This window comes from Streptomyces thermocarboxydovorans (assembly GCF_039524635.1).
Lineage (GTDB): Bacteria > Actinomycetota > Actinomycetes > Streptomycetales > Streptomycetaceae > Streptomyces > Streptomyces thermocarboxydovorans.
This window is the reverse complement of the sequence record NZ_BAAAGU010000056.1, coordinates 11,854-35,858: the sequence shown is the minus strand read 5'-3', so window position 1 is coordinate 35,858 and position 24,005 is coordinate 11,854. Positions and strand designations below refer to the sequence as shown.

Annotated in this window: 22 protein-coding genes and 5 pseudogenes; 11 read left to right on the top strand and 16 right to left on the bottom strand. The window is 73.6% G+C overall.

What is annotated here, in order from left to right; genetic code table 11:
* Positions 1–57: 57 nt before the first annotated feature.
* Positions 58–414, bottom strand: a complete 357-nt coding sequence (locus tag ABD198_RS24180) for a VOC family protein (RefSeq protein ID WP_344005625.1) — start codon at positions 412–414, stop codon at positions 58–60.
* Positions 415–494: 80 nt separating this feature from the next.
* Here ABD198_RS24180 and ABD198_RS24175 point away from each other — a divergent pair, with 80 nt between their 5' ends.
* The gene (locus ABD198_RS24175; protein ID WP_344005623.1) at positions 495–1,367 is read left to right on the top strand and encodes a universal stress protein; all 873 of its coding nucleotides are present in this window, start codon (positions 495–497) and stop codon (positions 1,365–1,367) included.
* 38 nt (positions 1,368–1,405) lie between these two features.
* Here ABD198_RS24175 and ABD198_RS24170 read toward each other — a convergent pair whose 3' ends face one another.
* From ABD198_RS24170 to ABD198_RS24155, 4 genes are all read right to left on the bottom strand, one after another.
* Complete coding sequence (locus ABD198_RS24170) at positions 1,406–2,638, bottom strand: DUF4032 domain-containing protein (protein WP_344005621.1); 1,233 nt, start codon at positions 2,636–2,638, stop codon at positions 1,406–1,408.
* A gap of 42 nt (positions 2,639–2,680) precedes the next feature.
* A complete protein-coding gene (locus ABD198_RS24165) occupies positions 2,681–3,439 on the bottom strand; it encodes an MBL fold metallo-hydrolase (RefSeq protein WP_344005619.1) in 759 nt (252 codons plus the stop codon).
* Entirely contained in the window at positions 3,436–4,710 is a 1,275-nt protein-coding gene (locus tag ABD198_RS24160) for an acyltransferase family protein (RefSeq protein WP_344005617.1), read from the bottom strand. Before ABD198_RS24160 ends, ABD198_RS24165 begins: the two co-directional genes overlap by 4 nt.
* 100 nt (positions 4,711–4,810) lie before the next feature.
* Positions 4,811–5,449, bottom strand: coding sequence for an alpha-ketoglutarate-dependent dioxygenase AlkB (locus tag ABD198_RS24155; protein WP_344005615.1), 639 nt, complete (start codon positions 5,447–5,449; stop codon positions 4,811–4,813).
* Positions 5,450–5,651: 202 nt separating this feature from the next.
* Between ABD198_RS24155 and ABD198_RS24150 the strand changes: the two genes are divergently transcribed.
* Together ABD198_RS24150 and ABD198_RS24145 are read left to right on the top strand one after the other, a co-directional pair.
* Positions 5,652–6,293: a TetR/AcrR family transcriptional regulator gene (locus ABD198_RS24150; RefSeq protein WP_344005613.1), complete on the top strand. Its 642-nt coding sequence runs from the start codon at positions 5,652–5,654 to the stop codon at positions 6,291–6,293.
* A 17-nt stretch (positions 6,294–6,310) separates the two neighbouring features.
* Positions 6,311–7,984: an FAD-binding dehydrogenase gene (locus ABD198_RS24145; protein WP_344005611.1), complete on the top strand. Its 1,674-nt coding sequence runs from the start codon at positions 6,311–6,313 to the stop codon at positions 7,982–7,984.
* Positions 7,985–8,146: 162 nt separating this feature from the next.
* Here ABD198_RS24145 and ABD198_RS24140 read toward each other — a convergent pair whose 3' ends face one another.
* The 3 genes from ABD198_RS24140 to ABD198_RS24130 all read right to left on the bottom strand — a co-directional run bounded on the left by ABD198_RS24140 (position 8,147) and on the right by ABD198_RS24130 (position 10,140).
* Complete coding sequence (locus ABD198_RS24140; protein WP_344005609.1) at positions 8,147–8,503, bottom strand: DUF488 domain-containing protein; 357 nt, start codon at positions 8,501–8,503, stop codon at positions 8,147–8,149.
* Positions 8,504–8,561: 58 nt separating this feature from the next.
* Positions 8,562–8,813: a WhiB family transcriptional regulator gene (locus ABD198_RS24135; protein ID WP_344005607.1), complete on the bottom strand. Its 252-nt coding sequence runs from the start codon at positions 8,811–8,813 to the stop codon at positions 8,562–8,564.
* 106 nt (positions 8,814–8,919) lie between these two features.
* Entirely contained in the window at positions 8,920–10,140 is a 1,221-nt protein-coding gene (locus ABD198_RS24130) for a saccharopine dehydrogenase family protein (RefSeq protein WP_344005605.1), read from the bottom strand.
* Between the two features lie 185 nt (positions 10,141–10,325).
* Between ABD198_RS24130 and ABD198_RS24125 the strand changes: the two are divergent.
* Positions 10,326–11,021 (top strand): annotated as a pseudogene (locus tag ABD198_RS24125) (TetR/AcrR family transcriptional regulator); the annotation flags it as partial.
* 59 nt (positions 11,022–11,080) lie between these two features.
* Here the strand turns inward: ABD198_RS24125 and ABD198_RS30785 are convergent.
* Positions 11,081–11,197 (bottom strand): annotated as a pseudogene (locus ABD198_RS30785) (ArgP/LysG family DNA-binding transcriptional regulator); the annotation flags it as partial.
* Between the two features lies 1 nt (position 11,198).
* On the opposite strand from ABD198_RS30785, the pseudogene ABD198_RS24120 reads away from it, so the two are divergent.
* Positions 11,199–11,462, top strand: a pseudogene (locus ABD198_RS24120) (LysE/ArgO family amino acid transporter); the annotation flags it as partial.
* Between the two features lie 166 nt (positions 11,463–11,628).
* Entirely contained in the window at positions 11,629–12,921 is a 1,293-nt protein-coding gene (locus ABD198_RS24115; protein WP_344005601.1) for an MFS transporter, read from the top strand.
* A gap of 89 nt (positions 12,922–13,010) precedes the next feature.
* Here ABD198_RS24115 and ABD198_RS24110 read toward each other — a convergent pair whose 3' ends face one another.
* The 3 genes from ABD198_RS24110 to ABD198_RS24100 all read right to left on the bottom strand — a co-directional run bounded on the left by ABD198_RS24110 (position 13,011) and on the right by ABD198_RS24100 (position 14,675).
* Positions 13,011–13,466 carry a cyclic nucleotide-binding domain-containing protein gene (locus ABD198_RS24110; RefSeq protein WP_344005599.1) on the bottom strand — a complete coding sequence of 152 codons (456 nt, stop codon included), beginning with the start codon at positions 13,464–13,466 and terminating at the stop codon, positions 13,011–13,013.
* Between the two features lie 267 nt (positions 13,467–13,733).
* A complete protein-coding gene (locus ABD198_RS24105; protein ID WP_344005597.1) occupies positions 13,734–14,366 on the bottom strand; it encodes an Orn/Lys/Arg family decarboxylase in 633 nt (210 codons plus the stop codon).
* Positions 14,367–14,453: 87 nt separating this feature from the next.
* Positions 14,454–14,675, bottom strand: coding sequence for a hypothetical protein (locus ABD198_RS24100; RefSeq protein WP_344005595.1), 222 nt, complete (start codon positions 14,673–14,675; stop codon positions 14,454–14,456).
* Positions 14,676–14,832: 157 nt separating this feature from the next.
* On the opposite strand from ABD198_RS24100, the gene ABD198_RS24095 reads away from it, so the two are divergent.
* The 5 genes and pseudogenes from ABD198_RS24095 to ABD198_RS24075 all read left to right on the top strand — a co-directional run bounded on the left by ABD198_RS24095 (position 14,833) and on the right by ABD198_RS24075 (position 17,406).
* Positions 14,833–15,276, top strand: a complete 444-nt coding sequence (locus ABD198_RS24095; protein ID WP_344005593.1) for an ATP-binding protein — start codon at positions 14,833–14,835, stop codon at positions 15,274–15,276.
* Between the two features lie 193 nt (positions 15,277–15,469).
* Complete coding sequence (locus ABD198_RS24090) at positions 15,470–16,324, top strand: SigB/SigF/SigG family RNA polymerase sigma factor (protein WP_344005591.1); 855 nt, start codon at positions 15,470–15,472, stop codon at positions 16,322–16,324.
* Between the two features lie 100 nt (positions 16,325–16,424).
* Positions 16,425–16,583 (top strand): annotated as a pseudogene (locus ABD198_RS24085) (DUF5133 domain-containing protein); the annotation flags it as partial.
* A gap of 67 nt (positions 16,584–16,650) precedes the next feature.
* Positions 16,651–16,929 (top strand): annotated as a pseudogene (locus tag ABD198_RS24080) (DUF1206 domain-containing protein); the annotation flags it as partial.
* A gap of 48 nt (positions 16,930–16,977) precedes the next feature.
* Positions 16,978–17,406, top strand: a complete 429-nt coding sequence (locus ABD198_RS24075; protein ID WP_344005589.1) for a hypothetical protein — start codon at positions 16,978–16,980, stop codon at positions 17,404–17,406.
* A gap of 39 nt (positions 17,407–17,445) precedes the next feature.
* On the opposite strand, the gene ABD198_RS24070 is transcribed toward ABD198_RS24075, so the two are convergent.
* The 4 genes from ABD198_RS24070 to ABD198_RS24055 form a co-directional block, all read right to left on the bottom strand.
* Entirely contained in the window at positions 17,446–19,689 is a 2,244-nt protein-coding gene (locus ABD198_RS24070; protein WP_425580537.1) for an FUSC family protein, read from the bottom strand.
* Positions 19,690–19,744: 55 nt separating this feature from the next.
* Positions 19,745–21,106, bottom strand: a complete 1,362-nt coding sequence (locus tag ABD198_RS24065; RefSeq protein WP_344005585.1) for an NAD(P)/FAD-dependent oxidoreductase — start codon at positions 21,104–21,106, stop codon at positions 19,745–19,747.
* Positions 21,107–21,173: 67 nt separating this feature from the next.
* Positions 21,174–22,952, bottom strand: coding sequence for a PP2C family protein-serine/threonine phosphatase (locus tag ABD198_RS24060; RefSeq protein ID WP_344005583.1), 1,779 nt, complete (start codon positions 22,950–22,952; stop codon positions 21,174–21,176).
* Positions 22,949–24,001, bottom strand: coding sequence for an anti-sigma regulatory factor (locus tag ABD198_RS24055; RefSeq protein WP_344005581.1), 1,053 nt, complete (start codon positions 23,999–24,001; stop codon positions 22,949–22,951). The genes ABD198_RS24060 and ABD198_RS24055 overlap by 4 nt, the downstream gene beginning before the upstream one ends.
* Between the last annotated feature and the right edge of the window lie 4 nt (positions 24,002–24,005).

Below are 24,005 nucleotides of genomic sequence, written 5' to 3'. Positions count from 1 at the left end.
TGCGCCGGACGCCGTGTCACCCCGCGGCGGACGCCGCGTCATCGTGCGCCGGACGCCTCAGCCGCCGCCCCGCCCGGACAGGACACAGAACTCGTTGCCCTCGGGGTCGGCCATGACCACCCAGGACTGCTCGCCCTGGCCGATGTCGGCGTGCCGGGCGCCCAGCGCGAGCAGGCGTTCCACCTCCGCCTGCTGGTCCTCCGGCCGGAAGTCCAGATGCAGCCGGTTCTTGCCGCTCTTCCGGTCCGTCACCGGCTCGAAGATGATCCCCGGCAGCCGGTCCGGCTCCGGCCGGATCTCGAACTCGTCCGGATCGTCGTTGACCACGACCCATCCCAGGGCCTCGGCCCACCAGCGCCCCAGGGCCACCGGATCGGCCGCGTCCATCACCACCTGTTCCCACTGAAGCGTCATGACCACAGCGTAGGGAAGACTGGACGGCGCGTACGGGGCACGAGACCACACGTACGGGACACGAGACCTGGAGGAACCGCATGACGCGCCCGATCACGGCAGGGGTCGACGGAAGCGAGGAGAGCCTCGCCGCGCTGGCCTGGGCGGCGAGGGAGGCGGTCCGCCGCGGGCTGCCGCTGCGGGTGGTGCACGCCTGGCGCTTCCAGAGCCATGACGCGATGGACGCCGGCGACCCCGCCACCCAGGAGGGATGGGTGCGCGAGTCGGTGGGCGAGGCCGTCCGCCAGGTCCTCGAGCGGCACCCGGACGTCGAGGTGACCACCGACATCCTCCAGGGCGACGCCGTGGAGACCCTGGTGCGCGTCGCCGGAGAGTCGGAGATGCTGGTGCTCGGCTCGCGCGGGCACGGCCGGATCATGGGCTTCCTGGTCGGCTCGGTCGGCCAGCAGGTCGTCGTCGAGGCCACCCGGCCGGTGGTGTTCGTCCGCGCCGGGGACCAGCCGTCCGCCGAGGCCGCCGGGCGTGAGATCGTCGTCGGCCAGCAGGGCGACCCGGAGGACAGCGCCGCCGCGCTGGGCTTCGCCTTCGCCACGGCCGCCGCGCGCGGCGCCACCGTGCGCGCGGTCCGCGCCTGGACCCTGCCGCCGGTCTTCGCCTACAGCCCCGGTTCGCTGCGGCTCATGGACGGGGCCGGGGGCCTGGAGCCGTACGAGCAGAAGGCGCTGGCGGCCGCGCTCGCCCCGTGGCGGGAGCGCTACCCGCAGGTGCGGGTCGTTGAGCACGTGGAGATCGGCAGCGCCGGCCAGGTGCTGCTGTCGGTGGCCGGCACCGCCCAGTTGATGGTCGTCGGGCGCCGCGCCCACCGCACGGCGGTCGGCGCCCGCATCGGCTCGGTGGCCCACGGCGTGCTGCACCACGCCGGCTGCCCGGTGGCCGTCGTGCCGCACACCTGAGGCCCGCCCTCCGGCGGGCCCGCCTCGGACCGCCTGGCTCAGTCGATTGCGGTCTGCAGGGCGTCCCGGCTCTTCGGCAGGATGTTCTCGATGTAGTCCTGCACCGCCGTGTCGAGCCCGATGTCGTGCTGGGCCCGCTCGGAGAGGTACCAGCGGTGCTCCAGGATCTCGTGGTAGATCTCCGCCGCGTCCATCCCGTCGCGCAGCTCCGGCGGGACCGCCCGCACGGTCGGCCGGAACACCTCGCGCACCCAGCGGTGGGCGAGCACCTCCGGCCGGGCGCCCATCGGATCGCCCGGCGCGTAGTCCTCCTGGGTGACCATCCAGCTCTCCAGGTCGTTCAGCAGCCGCCGCGCCTGGTTCTCCTCGGTGTCCAGGCCGGTCAGCCGCAGCAGCTGGCGCTGATGGTGACCGGCGTCGACCACCTTGGGCACGAAGGTGACCGCGTCGCCGTTGGAGGCGTGCTCGATCTGCATCTCGGCCACGTCGAACCCGAGCTCGTTCAGCCGCCGGATCCGGCGCTCGATGTGGTGGTACTTGCCCGCCGGGTACACCGAGGTGCGGGTCAGCTCCTGCCACAGGTCCTGGTAGCGGCCGCAGATCTCGGTGCCGAAGTCGATCGGGTCGACCGAGGGGTGCAGGGCGCCGGAGGCCTCCAGGTCGAGCAGCTCGCCGCTGATGTTGACGCGGGCCAGGTCGAGGTCGTACTCGCGCTGCCCCCGGGTCAGTTCGGGGTGCAGGTCACCGGTCTCGGCGTCCACCAGATAGGCGGCGTACGCACCCGCGTCCCGCCGGAACAGCGTGTTGGACAGCGAGCAGTCGCCCCAGAAGAAACCGGCGAGGTGCAGCCGCACCAGCAGCACCGCGAGCGCGTCCATCAGCCGGTGCATGGTCGCCGGGCGCAGGGTCGTCTCGAACATCGACCGGTACGGCATCGAGCCGCCGAGGTGCCGGGTGATCAGCACGCTCTCCAGCGGTTCGCCGGAGATGTCGGTGCGGCCGGTGACCACGGCCAGCGGGTCCACCGCCGGGATGCCGAGGCGGTCCAGATCGCGCAGCAGCCCGTACTCGCGCAGCGCGGGCCGCTCGGCGAGCTCCTTGACCGCGATCACCTCGTCACCGGCACGGGCGTAGCGCACCACGTGCCGGGAGATGCCGCGCGGGAGCGGCACGAGGTACTCCTCGGGCCACTCCTCGAGCGGCAGGTGCCACGGCAGCTCCAACAGGAGCGCGGGATGCTCCGGGTTGGTCGCGTTGATCTGCAGGGCCATGCCTCGAGTGTCCTCGTCTTGCGTGTGATCGTCCTGTTCACCCTATGGGGCAAACGCTCGAGCCGTGCGGGCCGCTTCCCGCACCGGGCCCCGGTGCACCGGACCGTGCCCCGGCAGCAGCAGGTCGCCGTCCAGCCCGGCGAGCACGTCCAGGGAGGCGACCGCGGCGGCCGTGTCGTGGTGGAACATGCGCGGCAGCAACTGCGGCCCCGCCAGCCGCGAGGTCGGGTGACCGCCGGCCAGCGCATCGCCCGACACCACCACCCCGGCCTGCGGGAGGTGGAACGCGCAGTGCCCGTCGGTGTGCCCCGGCGTCGGGACCGGGAGGGGCCTGCCCGGCAGGTCCAGCGGGCCCGCCTCCGCGCCCGTCACCGGGAACGCCAGGGGCTCCAGGACGGGCACATGGGCGGTGCCGCCGGAGCGCAGCGCCCGCAGCCCCCAGCGCAGCACGCCCGGACGCCAGGCCTCGAGCGCCACCCGTCCCGCGCTCACCTGGTGCAGGAAGTCACGCCGCGCGTGCGGGACTTCGGCCTCGTGGGCGTACACGGGCGTCCCGTAGGTGGCCCGCAGGTACTCGGCGGACCCGATGTGGTCATTGTGGGCGTGGGTGAGCAGCACGGCGCTCACCGCCTCAGGCGCCGCGCCCACCTGTGCCAGGGAGGCCAGCAGCAGCGCCCGGTCGCCGGGGTAGCCGGTGTCGATCAGTGTGACGGCGTCCCCCTCGGTGAGGATCACCCAGTTGGTGTGGGTGCCGTGCACCAGGAACACACCGTCCGCCGCCTGCTGTACGTCCGCTCTCATGCCCGCCTCGCACTCTCGCCGTGCCGCCTGCCGGAGACCAGGCAACCACGCATGCCGAACAGCAGGCGGGTCACCGCGGTCCTGCGCACGAGGAACTCGTACACCGGGAGGACGGTCGCGAGCGAAGCGGCCACGATCACCAGGTACTTGACCGCCATCGGCGCCTGCCAGCCGACCACGCCGTAGGCGCAGGCGACCACGGCCGGCTGGTGCAGCACGTACAACGGCAGGGCGGCGACCGCCAGATAGCCGAGCAGCGCGGGCCTGCCCGTTGTCCCCTTGTCCGTGGCCGGGGTGTCCGGAGCGGGCCCGTCCGGGGCGGAGCGCTGCCGCCGCCGGTCCAGCAGGCCGAGGATCGCCAGCACCCAGCACCAGCCGGCCGCCCCGAACAGCGCCCGGGTGGCCAGCGCCAGGGGGTCCCACGCGGTGAACGGGTCGTCACCGGCGACGAAACCGGGGGCCGTACCGGCGAACAGCATCAGCCCGAGCACCCCGACGGCGACCGCCGCCCGGCTGGTCGCCTCCCTCACCCGCGGCTCGTCGGCGAGGGCGAACCCGTAGGCGAAGAACAGCAGATACGCCCACCGGTTCCAGCCCGCGAACCCCTCCTCCATGCCCAGCAGCGCGTTCACGGCGGCCAGCGGCAGCGCGGGCGCCAGCAGCAGCACCGGACGGCGGCTCAGCACGGGGACCAGCCGCCCGGAGGCGGCCGCCAGCGCGGCGGCGACCGGCGCGAGCAGCAGACAGAAGGCGAGCAGGAGACTGAAGGCGAGCAGCAGCACGACGAACCACAGATGCCCGGTCTCGAAGTACTCGCCGTCCAGCACGAACGGGAAGTCCGCGAGATCCGGCCGGACGGTCAGGAACCGCCCCCAGAAACTCGGGTACGGCTCGTCGTAGCCGGGGGCGGCGGCCCGCCGGCGCAGCCACTGCGGCAGCGGGCACAGCACAGCGGTCGCGAAGACCAGCGGGACGCCCAGCCGCAGCAGCCGCTCCCGGGCGAAGCCGCCGGGGCCGCGCCGGCGGATCGAGTGCCGGGCGCCCAGCCCTGCGACCAGGAACAGCATCGGCATCGCCCACACCACGCCGAACCCGGCGAGCACCGTGACGGCCCCGGTGGTCTGCGGATTCTTCACGTAGAAGTCGTCATCGGGGGAGAACACCAGCGCGGCGTGGAAGAAGACCAGGCCGAGGACGACCAGCGCGCGCAGTACGTCCAGCTCGCCGCGCCGTCCGCCGTACGCTCCCGGTCGCCCGCTGTTCGCTCCCATCGGCCCTCCCGCTCCTGGGTGCGCCCAGTGTGCGCGAGCGGCAGAGGGGAGGACAGGCTTCCGGCAGTGGGGCGGGCTGCTTCCGGCAGCGGGGACCGGCTCAGTTCACGCCCCGCGGGCGGAACTGGATGCTGATGCGCGGCCCGGCGGCCCGGGTGCTCTTCGGGACCGAGTGCTCCCAGGTGCGCTGGCAGGAACCGCCCATCACGATCAGATCCCCGTGGCCCAGCGGCCGGCGGACGACGGGGCCGCCACCGGCCGGACGCAGCAGCAGGTCACGGGCGGCGCCCACCGAGAGGATCGCGACCATCGTGTCCTCCCGCGCGCCCCGGCCGATCCGGTCGCCGTGCCAGGCGACGCTGTCCCGGCCGTCCCGGTAGTAGCACAGCCCGGCCGTGGCGAACGGCTCGCCCAGCTCGTCGGCGTAGTGCGCGCTCAGCGCGTCCCGGGCCTCGGCGAGGACGGGATGGGGGAGCGGATCGTCCTCGCGGTAGTACGCGAGCAGGCGGGGCACATCGACGACCTGGTCGTACATGGTGCGCCGCTCGGCCCGCCAGGGGACCTCGGCGGCCAGGTGCTCGAACAGCGCGTCCGAGCCGCTGAGCCAGCCCGGCAGCACGTCGATCCAGGCGCCGGACCCCAGATGCGTGCGGCGCAGCCCGTCCAGCGGACCGAGCCGCGGCTCGTCGGCCTGGTCGAAGAGCGACCCCTGAAGGGCGGCGGGCCGGTGCGTGCTCATGGCACCAGCGTACCTCGTATTCGAAAATGCGTTCTAGGGAGAGTCCTCGGGCACGCTCCACGGGGTGCCGGGCCATGAACCTCGCCACGGACCTCGGATGCAGAACCTCGCCACGAACCTCGGAGACAACCGGCCCCTCCGACCCCTTCCGATACACCGGTGTATCGAATACGTTCGCGTATCGAACGGAGGTGGGGCAGTGATGCGGACCGGCGGCACGACGGGGCAGATCACCAGACGCCGTGCCCGCACCCGGGCCAGCCTCCTGCAGGCCGCCTTCTCCGTCTTCGCGGCCAAGGGCTTCGGGCATGTCTCCATCGAGGAGATCTGCGAGGCCGCCGGATACAGCCGGGGCGCCTTCTACTCCAACTTCTCCAGCCTGGACGAGCTGTTCTTCGCCCTGTACGAGGAGCGGGCCGAGCTGATCGCCCGGCAGGTCTCCGAGGCCCTCGCCCAGGACGGCCCCGACCTGGACGTGCCCGCCGCCGTGGACCGGGTCACCGGTGTGCTGCTGCTCGACCGGGACTGGCTGCTGGTGAAGACGGACTTCCTGGTGCACGCCGCCCGCGACCCGGAGGTCGCCCGCACCCTGCTGGAACACCGGGCCAGACTGCGCGGCGCCATCGCCGAGCGGCTGGCCAGGGCCCGGGGTCACACCGCGCTGCCCGCCGTGCTCGGCGACGCCGACAGCGCCGCGCACGCCGTGGTCGCCGCGTACGACGGCGTCACCACCCGACTGCTGCTGGACCGGGACGTCGCCGGCGCCCGGGCCTGGCTGAAACAACTGCTGACCGCGCTGCTCACCGAGGGCAGCGCCGAACCGGCCCCGCGCGGGCGTGACTGAGTAGGGAAGGGGAGGCCATGGACGCCGATGTCGTCGTCGTGGGAGCGGGGCTCGCGGGCCTGGTCGCGGCCCACGAACTGACCAGCAGGGGCCGCAGGGTCGCGCTCGTCGACCAGGAGAACGCCGCCAACCTCGGCGGGCAGGCCTTCTGGTCCTTCGGCGGGCTGTTCCTGGTCGGCTCCCCGGAGCAGCGGCGCCTCGGCATCAAGGACTCCTTCGACCTGGCCTGGAGCGACTGGCAGGGCAGCGCCGGCTTCGACCGGCTGGACGACGAGGACTCCTGGGCGGTGCGCTGGGCCCGCGCCTATGTCGAGTGGGCGGCCGGGGAGAAGCGGCCCTGGCTCGACGGGCACGGCATCACCTTCCTGCCCACCGTCGGCTGGGCCGAGCGCGGCGACCTGCGCGCCGACGGCCACGGCAACAGCGTGCCCCGCTTCCACATCGCCTGGGGCACCGGCACCGGCGTGGTCGAACCCTTCGTCCGGTACGCCAAGCAGGCGGCGAGCGACGGGCTGCTCACCTTCTACCACCGCCACCGCGTCGACGAACTGGTCATGGAGAACGGCGCCGCCCGCGGTGTGCGCGGCACCGTGCTGGCCCCCGACGACTCCCCGCGCGGCGTCGCCTCCAACCGGGACACGGTCGGGGAGTTCGAGCTGACCGCCCAGGCCGTGATCGTCACCAGCGGCGGCATCGGCGGCAACCACGACATCGTCCGCCGCTACTGGCCCGAACGCCTCGGCACCCCGCCCGCCGAGATGGTCACCGGTGTCCCCGCCTATGTCGACGGGCGGATGCTCGACATCAGCGCCCGCGCCGGGGTGCGCCTGGTCAACCGCGACCGCATGTGGCACTACACCGAGGGCCTGCAGAACTGGGACCCCATCTGGCCCGGCCACGGCATCCGCATCCTGCCCGGCCCCTCCTCGATGTGGTTCGACGCCCTGGGCCGCCGCCTGCCCGAGCCCTGCCTGCCCGGCTACGACACCCTGAGCACCCTCAAGCACCTGCGCACCACCGAGGACATCGCCGGGTACGACCACTCCTGGTTCATCCTCACCCAGAAGATCATCGAGAAGGAGTTCGCCCTGTCGGGCTCCGAGCAGAACCCGGACATCACCGCCAAGGACCGCGCCGGCTTCCTGCGCGAGCGGCTGCTCGGCAAGGGCGCGCCCGGCCCGGTGGACGCCTTCCTGCGCAACGGCGCGGACTTCGTCACCGCGCCCACCCTGGAACAGCTCGTCGACAAGATGAACGCCCTCACCGGCAAGCCCCTGCTGGACGCGTCTGTCATCCGGCGCCAGATCGAGGCCCGCGACCTGCAGATGGCCAACCCCTACGCCAAGGACGCCCAGGTGCAGGGCATCCGCAACGCCCGCCGCTACATAGGCGACCGGCTCGGCCGGGTGGCCACCCCGCACCGCATCCTCGACCCCGCGGCCGGCCCCCTGATCGGCGTCAAGCTGCACATCCTCACCCGCAAGACCCTGGGCGGCATCCAGACCGACCTCGACTCCCGCGCCCTCGGCACCGACGGCAGCCCGGTCGACGGCCTCTACGCGGCCGGCGAGGTCGCCGGCTTCGGCGGCGGCGGCGTCCACGGCTACAACGCCCTGGAGGGCACCTTCCTCGGCGGCTGCCTCTTCTCCGGCCGCGCCGCGGGCCGGGCGGCGGCACAGCAGACGGCCTGAAGGCGCATCAGGCGGCCCCTGAAGGCGCATACAGGCGGCCCCTGAAGGCGCGTGCGGGCGGCCCGGAGTCGGTGCGGGCCGCCCGAAGGCGGGGCGGAGCCGGCCGCCGCCCGGGAGGGGAGCGGGAGTCGGCGCGGGGCGCCCCGGACGGTGCGGAGGGGCTCAGTCCTCCTCCTCCAGCAACCCGGCCAGCACGGCCGCATGGCTGCGCTCCGGGTCCTTGGCGGCGGTCAGCAGCGTCACGGGCCCCTTGGCGGCCAGCTCACGCACATGCTCGAGCAGCTCGGCCGCCTCGGGGACGTCGAGTTCCGCCTCGTAGCGCTCGCGGAACTCCTCGTACGACCCCTTGCCCGCGTGATACCAGCGGCGCAGCTCGGTCGACGGGGTCAGCCCCTTGGGCCACTCGTCGATCCGGGCCGCCTCCTTCGCCAGCCCCCGGGGCCACAGGCGGTCGACCAGCACCCGCACCCCGTCGTCCGCCTCGGGCGGCTCGTACACCCGCCGCAACCGCACACTCATCCTCGGGCCCTCTTCCGGTGAAGTCCGGCCGAACGGGCGGCCGGTGCTCTCCGCCCGCTCAGCCGGAACCGCGTCGTGCGGCCGTGCGCCGCTCGAGCGCACGGCGTTCCGTCTCGCTCGTGCCGCCCCACACTCCGATGGACTGCCCGGTCTCCAGCGCCCACTCCAGGCACTGTTCCCGCACCGGGCAGCGCCGGCACACCGCCTTGGCCTGCTCGGCCTGCACCAGGGCCGGGCCGGTGGTGCCGATCGGGAAGAAGAGGTCGGGATCCTCGTCCCGACAGGCAGCGCGGGCACGCCAGTTGTCCATGGAATGTCACCTGTGTCCGGAGTCGGGAACGCATCCCTCAAGCCCCCCTCGGGGATGCTCTGCTCCCTTCCGGGTGACCTGCCGGCCACGGGCGAAACAGGGCATGTCACTGCTCCCGCATGCCCCACGGCGAGCCGTAGGCGTTCAGCAGGTCCAAAAACGGCCTCGCCGGGAACGCCTCCGGACCGAGCACGCCGGTCCCCGACCACTCGCCCGTGGCGAGCAGTTCCAGCGCCACCACGGGGTTGATCGCGGTCTGCCACACCACCGCCTGGCAGCCGTACTCGGCCATGGACCACTGGTTGTCGACCACGTGGTACAGGTACACCTCGCGCGGCGCGCCGTCCTTCGTTCCGCGCACCCAGGTCCCGGCGCAGGTCTTGCCGTGCATCCGCTCGCCCAGCGTCGCCGGGTCGGGCAGGCAGGCCGCGACCACGTCCCGCGGGGAGACCTGGACGGGCCCCCGCGCGCTCGGCACGGTCACCGGCTCGGTGCGGTCCAGGCCCAGCAGGTGCAGCGTCTTGAGCGTGTCGATGAACTCCTGCCCCAGCCCGTACTTGAAGGTGACCCGGCGCGCGTTCACCCAGCGCGGGACCAGCAGCACCTCCTCGTGCTCCACGTTCACGCACTCCACAGGGCCGATGCCCTCGGGGAAGTCGAACACCTCCGGCTCGCTGAACGGCTCGGTGGTGAACCAGCCGCGGCCGGCCTCGTACACCACCGGCGGGTTCAGGCACTCCTCGATGGTGGTCCAGATGCTGAAGGAGGGTGCGAAGTCGTAGCCCTCCACCGTGAGGTTGGCCCCGTCGCGGACGCCGATCTCCTCGATCTCGTCGAAGAGTTCATCGGCGGCGTACCGTGCGAAGACGTCCGACAGGCCGGGCTCCACGCCCATGCCGACCAGGGCCAGCGCGCCGGCTTTCTCCCACTCGGCGGCCCGCTCGAACTGCTCGTCGCCGAGCTTCACCCCGCACTCCTCGTACGGCCGCTCGGGGTGCGGCTTCGACAGCGACATCGCCATGTCGACATAGGTGGCCTTCGCGCCCAGCGCGGCCCGGAACAGCGGCATCACGAACCGGGGGTCGGTGGCGTTGAGCAGCACATCGCACTCGTGCTTCGCCAGCAGCGCCGCCACCTGCGCCTCGTCCCCGGCGTCCACCCGCTCGGCCTGGAACCGGCCGGCCTCGGCACCGAGGGCGGAGACCGCCGCCTCGGCGCGCGAGGGGTCGTAGTCGGCCACCACCATCCGGTCGAAGAACGGCCGCCGGGCCGCGATCCGGGTGATCGCCGTACCCACGCCGCCCGCGCCCACGAGCAGTACACGCATGACGCGCACTCCCTTTCCTTGTCCTCGTCTCATAAAAACGCCGATTGCGCCGAGGGGCCCCTCGAGCCAGATCCAACGCCCGGTGGTGTCGTAAGGTCAATGGCGTTGGCGTAAGGGCGCTCCGGGCTCCGGCCCTCGAGGACCGGAGCCCGGAAACCGATCCGCGACGACGGGAGGCGGACGCGATGGCGAAACCGGTGGTGCCCGAGGAGAAGCGGCGGCGGCGCCGGCCCACCAGGAGCGGACGGGTGCTGTCGGAGCAACTGATCGTCGAGACCGCGCTGCGCCTGCTCCGCGAGCACGGCAGCACCGGCCTGACCGCCCGCCGGCTGGGCCTCGCCCTGGACTGCGACCCCAGCACGCTCTACCGCTACTTCCGCGGCATGGACGACCTCACCCTGGCGATCGGCGACGCCCTCATCGGCCGCGCGCTGCACGGCTGGCGGCGCACGGGGGAGTGGCGCGAGGACCTGCGCAGCATCGGCCTGCGCATCCACGAGGCCTACGTCTCCCATCCGCAGGCGGCGGTGCTGACCGCCTCCCGGGTCACCGGCCGCGCCCATGAGCTCGCCGCGGACGAGGCGGTGCTGGACGTGCTGCGCACCGCCGGCTTTCCCCTGCCGGAGACGGTGCGGATCTACCACGCCTTCATCGACACCACGCTCGCCTTCGCCGCCCTCGACGCCGCCTCCCTGGCCCTGCCCAGCGCGGCGCTCCGCTCCGACGAGGAGATGTGGCGCTCGACCTACGCCCGCCTCCCCGCCGAGACCCACCCCCGCATCGCCGAGGCGGCCCCCCTCCTCGCCACCCGCATGGTCACCAGCGCCTACCCGACGGCCCTGGACATGCTCCTGGACAGCGCGGCCCGCCGCCTCGACGGGCAGGCCGTAGCGGACAAGGAGGCGCACCGGCCGCGCGGTTCCGGTCCCGCCGACCGGGCCACGGGCGCCTCGGGCACCACCTCGGCGAGCGGGCCGGACAAGTACCGCTCGGCGAACCGCGGATTGGCGACCGGGAGGTAGCGCATGCGCCCCAGGTGGCGCACCGAGCAGCCCGGCTGCCTCGCCCTGACCTGGCTCAATCCGCACGTCTACCTCGACACCGTGTTCCTGCTGGGCTCGGTCGCCGCCGACCACGGCTCGCTGCGCTGGACCTTCGGCATCGGTGCGGTGCTGGCCAGCGTCTGCTGGTTCGCCGCGCTCGGCTTCGGGGCCCGGCTGCTCAGCCGGTGGCTGGCCCGGCCTGCCGCCTGGCGGGTGGTGGACGGAGTGGTCGCCGCCACCATGATCGTCCTCGGGATCGGTCTCATCGCCGGGGCCTGACGCGGGTGCTCGGCCTCATCGCCGGGGCCTGACGCGGGTGCTCGGCCTCATCACCGGTGCCTGACGCGGCGGCTCGACCGCATCGACGGGGCCCGGCACCACGCCGGCACGGGGGGCTGCGAGACTGATCCCCGGCCAGGTAGATGTAATCCCCAACGGGACGGTCGTGGACACCAGCGAGAGCGAAGCCGAACGCCGGGCGGAGGAGCCCGCACCGAGACGTGAGACCCGGCGGCGGCGCTGGGCGATGGACACCCGGCCGCTGCGCCGCCCCGCCTACCGCCGGCTGTGGACGTCCACCGTCGTCACGGCGGTCGGCAGCCAGCTGACCGCGGTCGCCGTGCCCAAGCAGATCTACGACATCACCGGCTCCTCCGCCTGGGTCGGCACCGCCAGCATCGCGGGCCTGCTGCCGCTGATCGTGTTCGCGCTGTGGGGCGGCGCGATCGCCGACGCGATGGACCGCCGCAGACTGCTGCTGATCACCAACACCGGTATCGCCGTCACCTCGCTGCTGTTCTGGCTCCAGGCGGTCACCGGAACGGAGTCGGTCGCGGTGCTGATGGTGCTGCTCGCCCTCCAGCAGGCGTTCTGGGGACTCAACGCCCCGGCCCGCAGCGCCTCCGTGGCCCGCCTGGTGCCCGCCGACGAGCTGCCCGCGGCCAACGCGCTGGGCTCCACCGTGATGCAGACCGGGCAGATCGCGGGACCGCTGCTGGCCGGTGCGCTCATCCCGGTGATCGGACTGGCCGAGCTGTACCTGATCGACGCCCTCGCGCTCTGCGTCACCGTGTGGGCGGTGTACCGGCTGCCCGCGCTGCCGCCGCTGAAGGCCGTGGTGTCGCGGCGCGCCGGACTGCGGGAGATCGCGGAGGGCTTCCGCTACATGGCCGGGCACGCCGTGCTGCTGCTGTCGTTCCTCGCCGACATCGTCGCCATGGTGCTCGGCATGCCGCGCGCCCTCTTCCCGCAGCTCGCCTCCGAGACCTTCGCGCCCTACGGCGAGGGCTTCGCGCTGGGGCTGCTGTTCGCCGCGATCCCCGCGGGCGCGGTGGCGGGCGGGCTGTTCTCCGGCACGTTCTCCCGGGCCCGCCGGCACGGGTGGATGGTCATCTGGTCGGTGGTGGTCTGGGGCCTTGCCGTCGCCGGCTTCGGGCTGAGCGGCAGCCTGTGGTTCGCGGTGGCCTTCCTGGCCGTCGCGGGGGTCGCCGACATGGTCTCCATGGTCTTCCGCGGCGCGATCCTGCTCTCCGCGGCGACCGACGAGATGCGTGGCCGGATGCAGGGCGTCTTCACCGTGGTGGTGGCGGGCGGGCCGCGTCTGGCCGACCTGCTGCACGGCACGGCGGGCTCCGCCTTCGGCCCGCGCGCGGCCGTGGTGGGCGGCGGGGTCCTGGTGGTCGTGGTGATGCTCGCCCTGGCGGCCGCGATGCCCGCGCTGCGCCGCTACCGCGTGTGATCCACGGCCTGCCCGCTCGTGGCCCCCGTCGACTCCCGCCGCTGCGCCGCTACCGCGTGTGATCCACCCTTGGGGTCCGGCGGCCGGACCTACAGCGCCCCGCGCCGGTGCAGGGCGTACTGCTCCAGCAGCTGGCCCCGCGTCATCTCCAGCCGGTGCGCCAGGATCTCGGCGACATTGCGCACCAGCGTCAGCCCGAGCCGCGGGTCCTCGTCGCACAGCCGGAGCACGGCGGCCGCCTCGAACTCGTAGGCGCGCACCGGGGTGAACGCCTGGGCGCCGAAGTCCCACTGGTAGGGCGGGAACAGCCAGGACCAGCCGAGCAGGTCACCGGCGCCCAGGCTGGCGACGGTGATCCGGTGCAGCTCGTTGACCTGCTGGTCGAGGGTGACCGCGCCGGAACGGATGACCCAGAACCGGTCCGCGGTGCCGCCCGCCTCGAAGATCCGGGTGTCCTCCGGGAAGGACACCTCCCGCGCGAGCGCCATCAGGCGCTCCCGTTGCGGTGGGGGCAGAGCGGTCAGGAGTTTGATGGCTTTGGTCATGAGGCGCAGCTCCTCGCCGGGGCCGTCGGTTCCGGTGCTTCCCCTACGCCCCATTTCAGCCGCTGCCGCCGTTCGTGGCATCCGGGAGGACGTAAAAAGCCCTGGCTGGACGGGGGAAACCAGCCAGGGCGGCAAACGGTGGTGTACGGGGGACCTGCGCGTCGACCCCATCACCACGTATGTATGAACGATAAACCATTGGCGGGGGTGGTTCGGAACCGGAACCGGGTCACGTGACCTGTTTCACTTCCGTGCCACCACCCGCATTCACGTCCGCGCCACCACCCGCACCGTGTTCAGCCCGGGGTCGGACGCATCCGGCAGGTTCATCCCCGCGTCGTGACCGGTCCGCAGATAGCGCAGCACGGGCCCGGTGAGCCGCTCGCCCGGCAGCACCGCCGGGATCCCCGGCGGATACGGGGTGATCATCTCGGCGGCGACCCGCCCGGCCGCCTCGGACAGCGGGACATCCTCCGCCGGGCCGAAGAACGCGTCCCGCGGCAGCAGCGCCTGCTCCATCCGCAGCTCCCCGGGCACCGGCACCTCCACCTCGGGCGTCCGCGGCAGATCCCGCGCCGCCCGGGCCAGGTCCCGCAGCGCCGACAGCAGCTCCCCGGTGGTCTCCCGGTCGTCGCCGTGGGTGAACGTGTGCTCCGCGTGCACCGCGTCGGCCATCAGCTCCTGCGCCCGCTCCAGCACGCGCCCCCGGGTGAGCCGGTCGTCCAGACCGCCCGAGGCCAGCACATCGCCCAGGAACACCGCGTCGCCGAGGACCTCGCGGGCGGCCGGATCGGCACCCCGCGCCTGCTTGTGACCGGGCGGCGTGAACCCGAGGCGTCCGTGGCGGTGATACTCCTCCAGCGCCTCCAGCACCGGCGCCCTGCTGTGATCGGCACTCATGACCACCGGGTGCCCGGAGACCACCGCGTCAACCAGCCGGCGCCCGGCGCGCGGTGCGGCCCGGGACGACGACGGTGCCCTGCCGCGTCAGCCCCGCACCGGGTGCTTGCCCGGCCGCACGATCTCGTCCAGCACCTCGCGGACCACCTCGTACGCCACCCGCCGCGTCTCCGCCTCGCCGGCCGCACGGGGATCGGTCCGCGCCGCCTCCTCGCCCCTGGCCCGCCACTCGCGCTCCTCGCGCGCCGCGAAGGCCCGCGCCCGCTGGATCCGCCGGAGCAGTTCGTCCGAGTCCACAACGTCGGTCATGTGCACCGCGTACCCCTGTCCGCCACCCGGATGACATGCGCCGGGGAAACCCAGGTGAACGGCGCGGCGAGGTTTGGCGGTGCGGGGGCAGGTGAGCCGGAAGGGGTGGACCGGCCGCCCGTGGCGAGGTCCGTCTGCTGCTGACAGGAGCCGAAGGATGTGCGAGGAGACCCCGATCGACCCCGTTGCCGCACCGCCCGGCGCACGCCGGGCCGCGCCGCGGGCGGACTACCGGCCGTGCGACGTACGGCAGGCCGTGCGGCAGGCGGTGGCCGACCGCTGCCGCACCCTGCACTCTCCCTGCGACACCGACGCGCTCGCCGACGCCCTGCTGGTGGCGTCCGAGCTCACCACCAACGCCATCGTGCACGGCGGCGGGGTCACCGACGTCCGCATCGACGTCACCGGCCCCGGCATACGCGTCTCGGTCAGCGACCGCAGCGACCGGCTGCCCACCGCCGAACCGGATCCGGAACAGCGGCGCGGCAGCCGCCCCGGTGGCCACGGCTGGCCCATCGTCTGCCGGCTCGCCCGCGACGTACGGGTGTCCGACCTGCCCTCCGGCGGCAAGTGCATCACCGCCGTGGTGCCCCTGTCCTGAGCGGTGCCGAGGGGCTCGCGGTGGATTGCCATACAAAGCGGAGTTTGTTCCCCGGAACCCAGGGCAACCGGACTTTCGTGCTTCGGACCGGAGGCGCGCCGGCGGGACCGGTATGACCGCTGAGGGCCTCTGAGCCTCCTGCGGCCCCGTCCCGCGGCAAACCCCCAATACCACCGCTCGGGAGCGAAACCGCATGCTGATCGACACGCCCACCGACCGCCCCGACACCACGACCGCGACGGCCGCCACCACGCGCCGGCGGCACGACGACGCCCCCGACACGGCCGTCCTCTTCACGCGGCTGGCCTCCCTGGAGGACGGCCCCGAACGGGACGCCGTCCGCGACGAACTGGTCACCGCCTGGCTCCCCATGGCGCACCGCATAGCCGGTCGCTTCCGCGACCGCGGCGAGTCCGTCGAGGACCTGCGTCAGGTGGCCGCCCTCGGCCTGGTGAAGGCCATCGACCGCTTCGACCCGGAACGCGGAGCCTTCGAGAGCTACGCCGTGCCCACCATCACGGGCGAGGTCAAGCGCCACTTCCGGGACCGCATGTGGGCGCTGCGCGTACCCCGCCGGGTCCAGGAGCTGCGCAACAAGGTGCGCGTCGCCCGCCGCGAACTCACCCAGCACCCGGGCAGCCCCGAGCCCTCCGTTGCGGACATCGCCGCCCACACCGGGCTCACCGACGAGGAGGTCTCGGCCGGGATGGAGGCGCTGGAGAGCTTTAGCACCCTCTCCCTGGACGCGGAACTCAACTCCGACGACGACGGCTACAGCCTCGCCGACACCCTCGGCGCCCCGGACTCCTCCTACGACGTCGTGGTCGACCGCGAGTCGGCCAAGGCGGGACTGCGCCGGCTGCCGGAGCGCGAGCGCGCCATTCTCTACATGCGGTTCTTCGAGGACATGACCCAGAGCCGCATCGCCGACCGCCTGGGCATCTCCCAGATGCACGTCTCGCGCCTCATCAGCCGCAGCTGCGCCCGCATCCGCGCCGAGGCGATGGAGGAGCGCAGGCCGCGCGGCGGCCACGCGCCCTCCGCCTGAGCGCCACCGGCGTCACCCCTTCACCCCTGCACCAACCCCCTTCACCTCACCCCAGAACCGCACCGGAAACCTCACCCCAGAACCGCACCGGAAGAGACACATGCTCAAGCCCGACCCCGCCGTGCTGCGCCGCCTCGTCGACGAGTACGAGCAGCCGCCCCCGGGCAGCACCCCGGAGACGTCCAGCGCGCGGGCCCGCGACCTCGCCTACACCCTGTGCGTGACCACCGGCACCCGCGACGTGCATCAGGCCCTCAAGACCGCGCACCGCTGGCCGGCCGCCGCCCCGTCCGCGGCGACGCCCGGTCCGCTGACCACCGCGTCCCCAGAAGCTCAAGCCCGGAGAGCTGAGCCCCCGCGCCCGCCGTCTGCTCGACGTGAGCGGAGTCGGCGGCGTGGCGCGCGGCCTGGTCTTCGCCGCGGCCGGTGTCTTCGCGGTGCGCGCCGTGATCGCGTACGAGCCGGACGAGGCCAAGGGCATGGACGACATCCTGCCTTGCCTCGCCGGAACCCCGCTGGGCCCGTGGCTGCCGGCCTGCGTCGCCGCGGGCCTGGTGCTGTTCGGCGTGTTCTCCTTCGCGCTGGCCCGCTGGCGGCGCGTCTGAGACACCGGATTCCGGATAGGCCGGCCGTATCGGGGGAACACGGGACCAATGAGTGAATCCGAGATCCCCCCGGACGGCCGGCCCGTGGACGTCTACCTGGACCTGCTGCGCATCCGGATGGACACCGAGGACTACCGGCTTCTGCTGCGCGTGGTGGAGCCGGTCCTCAAGGCGATCGAGGAACACCGCCTGTCCGGACTCGACGTCGCCCTGGACGGCGGCGACGACGAACTGCCGCAGGAGATCCGTGACGAGGCCGCGCTGGTCATCGCCACCGCCGTCACCGGCCGCCTGGACAACGAGGTGGTCGAGCTGGAGGTGGACGACAGCGGACCGGTCCGGGTCGTCACCGACGCGGCCACCGCCAACGACCCGTCGCGGCTCGACGAGATCGCCGCGTTCATCAGAGAGCGGCACCAGCAGAACGAGGAACTCCGCGGAATCGCCAGGGCGAGCGGTCTGCCCACGGACTTCTGACGCCTCCGTGCCCCGGGCTCGCCGGTTCGGCCCTTGGCGTCAGTCCTTGGTGGCCACCCGCACGCCCAAGGGGCGGGCCAGGCCCACCACCGCCTCGTCCAGGCGCTCCAGATGGCGCAGCACGCGGGTGGTGATCCGGCCGTAGCGGGCCGCGGTGTCGCCGCCCGAGCCGCTGAGCAGGGAGGCGATGCTCGCACCCGTCTCCACCCGCCGGTCCGACTTCCGGTCCGCCTGCTCGTTCTCGACGCGGGCCGCGATCGCCCGGATGTTGCGCACCGTACGGGCGGCGGCCCCCCGCAGCCGCGGGTCCGCCGCGATGGAGGGGTGGGCGGGCAGCAGCTCGGCCGTGGCGGCCAGCGACCGCGCGTGATACGCGCAGGTCTCCAGCAGCGCCACCACGTACTGGGCCGTGCTGCGGCGGGCCCGCAGCGGGGTCACCGGGTGGGTGAGCGGCTGGACCGCCCCGCGCAGATCGCCCAGCGCCTGGTCCAGGTCCCGCGCCTTGTCCAGCAGGTCGTCCGCCGGGCCGCCGCTGAGCTGTCCCACCGCCGCCTCGGTGACCTCCGCAAGGCGCTCCAGCACCGTGCCCAGCAGTTCGTTGGTGCGCCGGTCCGTCTTCACCGGCAGCACGAACGCCGCCGCCACCACCCCGCACGCCGCGCCCAGCGCCGTCTCCTCCACCCGCAGCACCAGCACCTCCCAGCTGTAGGTGTGCAGCAGCGTGTAGAGCAGGCCCAGCATCGCCGTCACGAAGAACGACGTCAGCGTGTAGGACAGCGGGGCCGAGTAGAACATCGCGAAGATCAGCACCAGCACCAGCGCGAACGCCGCCACCGTGTGCTGCCCCACCAGCCCGGCCAGCACGATGCCGGCCACGACGCCGAAGACCGTGCCCAGCAGCCTGCGGTAGCCCTTGACCAGGATCTCGCCCGTCGAGGAGGTGTTGAGGAAGACGATCCAGCAGGTGAGCACCGCCCAGTACCAGCGGTCCGCGGAGATCAGCTCCCCGCCCAGGATGGCCAGCGTCGACCCCACCGCGACCTGCACGGCCGCCCGGGTCGTCGGACGCCGCAGCCCCTTCTGCTCCTCCTCCGGCTCGGTCTTCTCGGCGTCGATGGCGGCGTCCTCGGCGTCCAGCTCCTCGCGGGACCGCGTCGTCTCCGGTGACTCGTCCGCCTCCTCCGGCGCACCCTCCAGCGCGATCCGCAGCCCCAGCACGGCGCGCGCGGTCTCGCCGATCGCCCGGAACACGTCCTGCACCGCCGGGGACGCCGCCGGGAGGTTCTCCTCCTCCCGGTAGGCGAGCAGCCGGTTGCGCACCTGCCTCAGCACGTTCTCCGCGGCCTCGCCGCCGGAGCGCAGCACCAGCGCGCGCAGCGCGATCAGATCGCGCCGCACCATCGCCGTGGACTCCTCGGGACCCGGCAGCCGGCCCATCTCCGGTGCGGGCGCGCCCGGCAGATGCAGCGTCAGCGTGTCCGCCCGCTCGGCGCTGCGCGCCGACAGCAGCACCAGGCCGAGCCGTTCCGCGGCGATCTCCGCGTCCGCGATGCGCCGCTGCACCAGCCGCGCCGTCGCCTCGTCCCGGGTGCCCTCCTCCAGACGGGACTGGATCATCAGCGCCGTCTCGTGCAGCCGCGAGGTGCCCTCGCGGACCTCCTCCAGCGCCTTGTCGACGGCGTCCGGGGCGTCCGGATCCGCCTCCAGCAGCGCCAGATGGGCCGAGACGAGCTGCGCCAGCCGGGCCCGGAACGCCTCCCGCAGCCGCCCCAGCAGGGCCGTGGGCGTCACCGGCACCAGCACGAACCGCACCAGCGCGCTGCACGCGAAGGCGACGGCCACCACCGCCCACAGCCCGGGGAGCCCCTCGGGGGAGGCCCCGACGAACAGGGAGATGAAGTACGTCTGGAAGGCGATCAACCCCAGCGTGGTGCCGCGCTCGCCGAACCGGCGGCCGTAGACCGCGCTGAAGATCAGCACGACGAAGAACACGTCGCCCACGACCGGCCGCTGGCTCAGCAGCGCACCCAGCGACACCGACACCAGCGCCACCGGCAGACCCAGAGCCAGCGTCACCGCCTGCGCCCGGCGCTGCTTCTCCCGGATGGCGAACGTGGCGACCATCGACGTCATCGCCCCGGCCACCAGACGGGTGATGCCCGGGCCGAAGGGGGCCAAGGCCGCCAGGGTCAGCGCGATGGCGCCGACCGTGCGCAGCCCCGACGTCAGCCGCAGCAGCCCCGGATCGGACGCCGCGATGCGGTCCCGCAGCCTGGACCGCACCGACCGCCCCCCTGACCTCACGCCGCCGGCCCGTACCGGACCCGAGGCCGGCGTCTCACTGCGCCGCGCGGCTCGCCGCCACGTGGGCCCGCACCTCCTCCGGCGTCATGTACTCGTTGGTGTACTCGAAGTCCCGCAGCTTCGCGGGCTTGCGCGCCTGGAACCCGGTGCGCACGAAGTCGTCGCCGGCGACCGCGTTCAGCAGCCAGTTGGTCATCACCCGCGTCTTGGCGACATTGGTGCGCAGCGCCGACCAGTGGTAGCCGCGCGCCACCACCTGCGCCGGCAGGCCGTGCAGCTCGATGCCGAGCGGCCTGGACACCGCGTCCTTGCCGCCCAGGTCCACCACAAGACCCAAGTCCTTGTGCGTGTAGGGCCGCTTGGGCTCCCCGCGCAGCGTGGCGATGACGTTCTCGGCGACGTGCCGCCCCTGCCGCATCGCGTGCTGCGCGGTCGGCGGGCACACGGCGCCCTCGCCCTTGCCCAGGTCCGGCACCGCTGCGGCGTCACCGAGCGCGAACACACCGTCGTAACCGGGCAGGGCCATGTCGGCGGTGACGGCGAGGCGCCCCTTGACGGTCTCCGCGCCCAGCGCGGCGATGAGGGGACTGGCGACGACGCCGGCCGTCCAGATCAGGGTGTGCGTCGGCACCACCCGGCCGTCGGTGAAGGTCACCTCGTCCGGGCCGGCCTTCTCGATGGAGGTCTTCAGCGAGATCTCGATGCCCCGCCGGGTCAGGATCTCGTGCGCGCTGCGCCCCAGCTTCTCGCCCAGCTCGGGCATCAGCTTCGGCGCGATGTCGATCAGATGCCACCTGATCAGATGCGGGTCCAGCCGCGGGTAGCGCTTGACCGCGGCGTGCGTCAGCCGCTGCAGACAGGCCGCGGTCTCGGTGCCCGCGTAGCCGCCGCCGACCACCACGAACTGCAGCCGCGCGGCACGCTCGGCCGGGTCGGGGCTGGCGTCGGCCAGGTCGAGCTGCGAGATGACGTGGTCGCGGATGTAGGCGGCCTCGGCGAGGGTCTTCAGGCCGAAGGCGTGGTCGACCAGTCCCGGGATGTCGAAGGTGCGGGTGACGCTGCCGGGGGCCAGCACGATGTAGTCGTACGGCTCGTTGACGATCTCGTCGGTGATGGTGCGGATCACGCACACCTTGGCCTTCAGGTCCACCCCGACGGCACCGCCGGGAATGATCCGCGTGCGGTACTTCCGGCTGCGGCGCAGGGACAGCGCGATCGACTGCGGGGTCAGCACGCCGGAAGCCACCTGGGGCAGCAGCGGCATATACGGCTGATAGGAGAACGGCGTCACCAGGGTGACGTCGGCTTCGTCCGGGGTGAGTCTGCGCTCCAGCCGGCGCACGCACTCCACACCGGCGAAGCCTGCACCCACCACGAGGATCCTGGGTCGAGTCACGGTGTTCTCCCATTCTGCGGCCGGCGGCGCCCCGGCGGCGGCCGCGATGCGCCGGAACGCCGACGCCCTACGCGTGCCCCTGCTCAGCACCACGATGCCCGCCCACGGGCCGGAGCGCACCGGGAATCGATCGCTCGTGCAGATGGCACAGCAGCAGGCACACGTCGTCGTCGCGCTCGGAGTCGCTGAGCAGCGGGTGCAGCGTCCGGTCCGCCGCGCCCTCCAGGTCCGCCTCCAGCTCCCCGGGGTCGAACGCCCCGAGCGCCGCCGCCAGTCGGGCGATCCCCGGGTCGATGCCCCGCGCCCGCCGCTCCACCAGACCGTCCGTGTACAGGGCCAGCGTCGAGCCCGGCTCGAGCCGCTCGGTGTGGTCGGCGATGTCCTGCCGCAGCGGGATGCCGAGCATCGCGCCCGGCTTGGCGTCCAGCACCCGCACCCGCCCGTCGGGCAGCCGCAGCACCGGCGGCGGATGCCCGGCGGCCGCCCAGGTCAGCGTCGGCTCGTCGGGGTGGACGCGGGTGATGACCGCGGTGGCGTACAGATCGGGCTGCAGATGGTGCAGGAACCCGTGCAGCCGGGTCAGCAGCCGGCCGGGACTGCCGCCGTCCACCGCGTAGGCCCGCAGCGCGGTGCGCAGCTGGCTCATCATCACCGCCGCGTGCAGCCCGTGCCCGGTGACGTCGCCGATGACGGTGATCAGGCTGCCGTCCGGCTGGCGGAAGGCGTCGTACCAGTCACCGCCGATGTTCAGGCCGTGCGTGGCCGGCAGATACCGAGCGGCGAGCGTGAGGCCGGGGGTGACCGGCAACTCGGTGAGCAGGGCCCGCTGCAGCGTCTCGGCGATGTCCCGGTTGTGCTCGAACCGGCGCGCGTTGTCCAGGGCGATCCCGGCCCGCCGGGCCAGCTCGATCAGCATCACGGCGTCGTCCGCGTCCCAGCACGCGCCGGGCGGCGACAGCGTCAGCACACCCAGCGGGGCCCGCCGGGTCAGCAGCGGCACGCACAGCAGGGCCCGCCCCGGGGAGAGCGCCGAGGCGGGATGGTCGTCGACGCCGGGCAGCCCGCCGGGGTGGTCCGCCGCGTACTGGGGCCGCCCGGTGCGCAGCGCGCGCACGGCCGCGGCCGGCCGGGAGGAGGGCCCGCGCAGGTCGTCCTCGTCGTCGAACAGCCAGACGTCCACCTCACTCGCGTACGCCGGCACCAGCAACTCCGGCAGCCGGCGCAGGATCTCCTCCTGGTTGAGGGAGGCGTTCAGCGCCGCGCTGGCGTCCGCCAGGAACGTCAGCCGGTGGCGGGCGTTCTCCGCCTCGGTGCGCGCCGCGCGCTCGGCGGCGAACGCCTCCCGCTGCGCCCGGCCGGCGGCGTCCAGCTCGGCGTGCAGCGCCAGCACGCCCCGGTTGGTCTGCTCAAGCTCCTCCCGGTGGAAGGCGACCAGCTCCTCCCGCTCGCTGAGCCGGTCCAGCACCACGGCGGTGTCCTCGTCGGCGCCCAGCAGCGCCTCCGCCAGCGCCGACGGCTCTGCCGTGCCGGCCGGCACCGCACCGGCCGTCGCGTCCCCGCCGGGGCAGGCCACCGTGACCTCCCACGGCGGCTCGCCGCCGTCGCGCGCCTCCTGAGGCGGCGTCAGCACCAGGTGCAGCCGTGCCGATCCGGCCGGGCCGGCCGTGTCCAGGGTGAGCAGCCAGGTGCCGCCCTTGGTGAGGCACTGCCGCAGCCGCTCGCTGACCGTCGTAGCCAGCCGGGCGCGCTCGACGGCCGGCAGGCCCCGCTCCCCGGCCAGCCGGGCGAGCGCTATCCGGACACGGGCCGCGTCGGTGACGGAGGTGATGCGCCAGGTACGGGTCATGGTCGGTCCGGCGGGGTCGGGGACAGGACGGTCACGGCGGTGTCGTCCCGCACCGGCCGTGCGGAACTCCCGGCGTCACGGATCGTCACCGCGGCCGTGACGGCCGGGTCGGCCGCGGTGAGGCCGTCGCCGGACGGGGGCGACCAGCGGCTGGGCAGCCCGTCGGTGTGCAGGATCAGCAGGCTGTCGCGAGTCCAGGGCATCTCGTCCTCGCGGAGGGTGCCGGGCCGGTGCGCCCCGACGATGCCGGGCCGGGACAGCAGTGCCCGCCACCGGTCGCCGTCCCTGAGGCGCGCGCCCACATTGCCGATCCCGGCGAACCGCAGCCGCCCCGCCCGCAGATCGAGCTGGGCCACCGCGACGGCCGCGCCCCGGGTGCCGCCCAGCGCGTCGTGCAGCGCGCGCAGCGCCTCCGCGGGCGGCAGATGCGGCGCGCGGCGCACCGCCTCCACCGCCGCGGCCGAGGCACCGGCCGCCGCGGCGCCGTGCCCGAGCCCGTCGGCCAGCATCAGCGTGTACAGGTCCCCGGACCGCACCCACGCCCAGTCGTCGCCCGACTCCTCGGCCGCCGCGAACGGGATGTTCACCCCTCCCGCCCGCACGCCCGGCGCCGGCGAGACGCCGGCGGCGGGCGCGGCGCCGGCGATGCGGGCCACCGCCACCGTGCCCCGGCCCCGGACGCTGTGCAGCCCGAAGTCGTCGCTCAGCCGCCGGCAGGTGCCGAGGCCCGCGCCGAGCGACCCGGTGGTGCTGAAGCCGTCCCGCATCGCGCCCGCCACATCGGCCATCCCCGGCCCGTGGTCGATCGCGGTGATCTGCACCGACCGCCCGGCGGGCTCCCGGGGGACGGCGGCGTCGACGACCTCGATGACGACCTGGCCGCCGTGCGCGTGCTTGACCAGATTGGTGGCCAGCTCGGTCGCCACCAGGGACACGGCCGCGGTCCGCCGCACGTCCAGGCCGGCCCCGGCCGCCGCGTCCTCCGCGGCGACCCGCACGTCCCGGACCCGGGTGGAGTCCTGGACGGGTACGTACCTCACCCGCGGCATCAGG

Coding starts and splice junctions, on each gene's coding strand:
- ABD198_RS24155 (WP_344005615.1), bottom strand. CDS start 5,449: ATGAGCACGCACCGGCCCGCCGCCCTTCAGGGGTCGCTCTTCGACCAG.
- ABD198_RS24055 (WP_344005581.1), bottom strand. CDS start 24,001: ATGCCGCGGGTGAGGTACGTACCCGTCCAGGACTCCACCCGGGTCCGG.
- ABD198_RS24105 (WP_344005597.1), bottom strand. CDS start 14,366: ATGAGTGCCGATCACAGCAGGGCGCCGGTGCTGGAGGCGCTGGAGGAG.
- ABD198_RS24135 (WP_344005607.1), bottom strand. CDS start 8,813: ATGGACAACTGGCGTGCCCGCGCTGCCTGTCGGGACGAGGATCCCGAC.
- ABD198_RS24095 (WP_344005593.1), top strand. CDS start 14,833: ATGTGCGAGGAGACCCCGATCGACCCCGTTGCCGCACCGCCCGGCGCA.
- ABD198_RS24180 (WP_344005625.1), bottom strand. CDS start 414: ATGACGCTTCAGTGGGAACAGGTGGTGATGGACGCGGCCGATCCGGTG.
- ABD198_RS24130 (WP_344005605.1), bottom strand. CDS start 10,140: ATGCGTGTACTGCTCGTGGGCGCGGGCGGCGTGGGTACGGCGATCACC.
- ABD198_RS24090 (WP_344005591.1), top strand. CDS start 15,470: ATGCTGATCGACACGCCCACCGACCGCCCCGACACCACGACCGCGACG.
- ABD198_RS24175 (WP_344005623.1), top strand. CDS start 495: ATGACGCGCCCGATCACGGCAGGGGTCGACGGAAGCGAGGAGAGCCTC.
- ABD198_RS24170 (WP_344005621.1), bottom strand. CDS start 2,638: ATGGCCCTGCAGATCAACGCGACCAACCCGGAGCATCCCGCGCTCCTG.
- ABD198_RS24160 (WP_344005617.1), bottom strand. CDS start 4,710: ATGGGAGCGAACAGCGGGCGACCGGGAGCGTACGGCGGACGGCGCGGC.
- ABD198_RS24145 (WP_344005611.1), top strand. CDS start 6,311: ATGGACGCCGATGTCGTCGTCGTGGGAGCGGGGCTCGCGGGCCTGGTC.
- ABD198_RS24150 (WP_344005613.1), top strand. CDS start 5,652: ATGCGGACCGGCGGCACGACGGGGCAGATCACCAGACGCCGTGCCCGC.
- ABD198_RS24075 (WP_344005589.1), top strand. CDS start 16,978: ATGAGTGAATCCGAGATCCCCCCGGACGGCCGGCCCGTGGACGTCTAC.
- ABD198_RS24110 (WP_344005599.1), bottom strand. CDS start 13,466: ATGACCAAAGCCATCAAACTCCTGACCGCTCTGCCCCCACCGCAACGG.
- ABD198_RS24165 (WP_344005619.1), bottom strand. CDS start 3,439: ATGAGAGCGGACGTACAGCAGGCGGCGGACGGTGTGTTCCTGGTGCAC.
- ABD198_RS24100 (WP_344005595.1), bottom strand. CDS start 14,675: ATGACCGACGTTGTGGACTCGGACGAACTGCTCCGGCGGATCCAGCGG.
- ABD198_RS24060 (WP_344005583.1), bottom strand. CDS start 22,952: ATGACCCGTACCTGGCGCATCACCTCCGTCACCGACGCGGCCCGTGTC.
- ABD198_RS24140 (WP_344005609.1), bottom strand. CDS start 8,503: ATGAGTGTGCGGTTGCGGCGGGTGTACGAGCCGCCCGAGGCGGACGAC.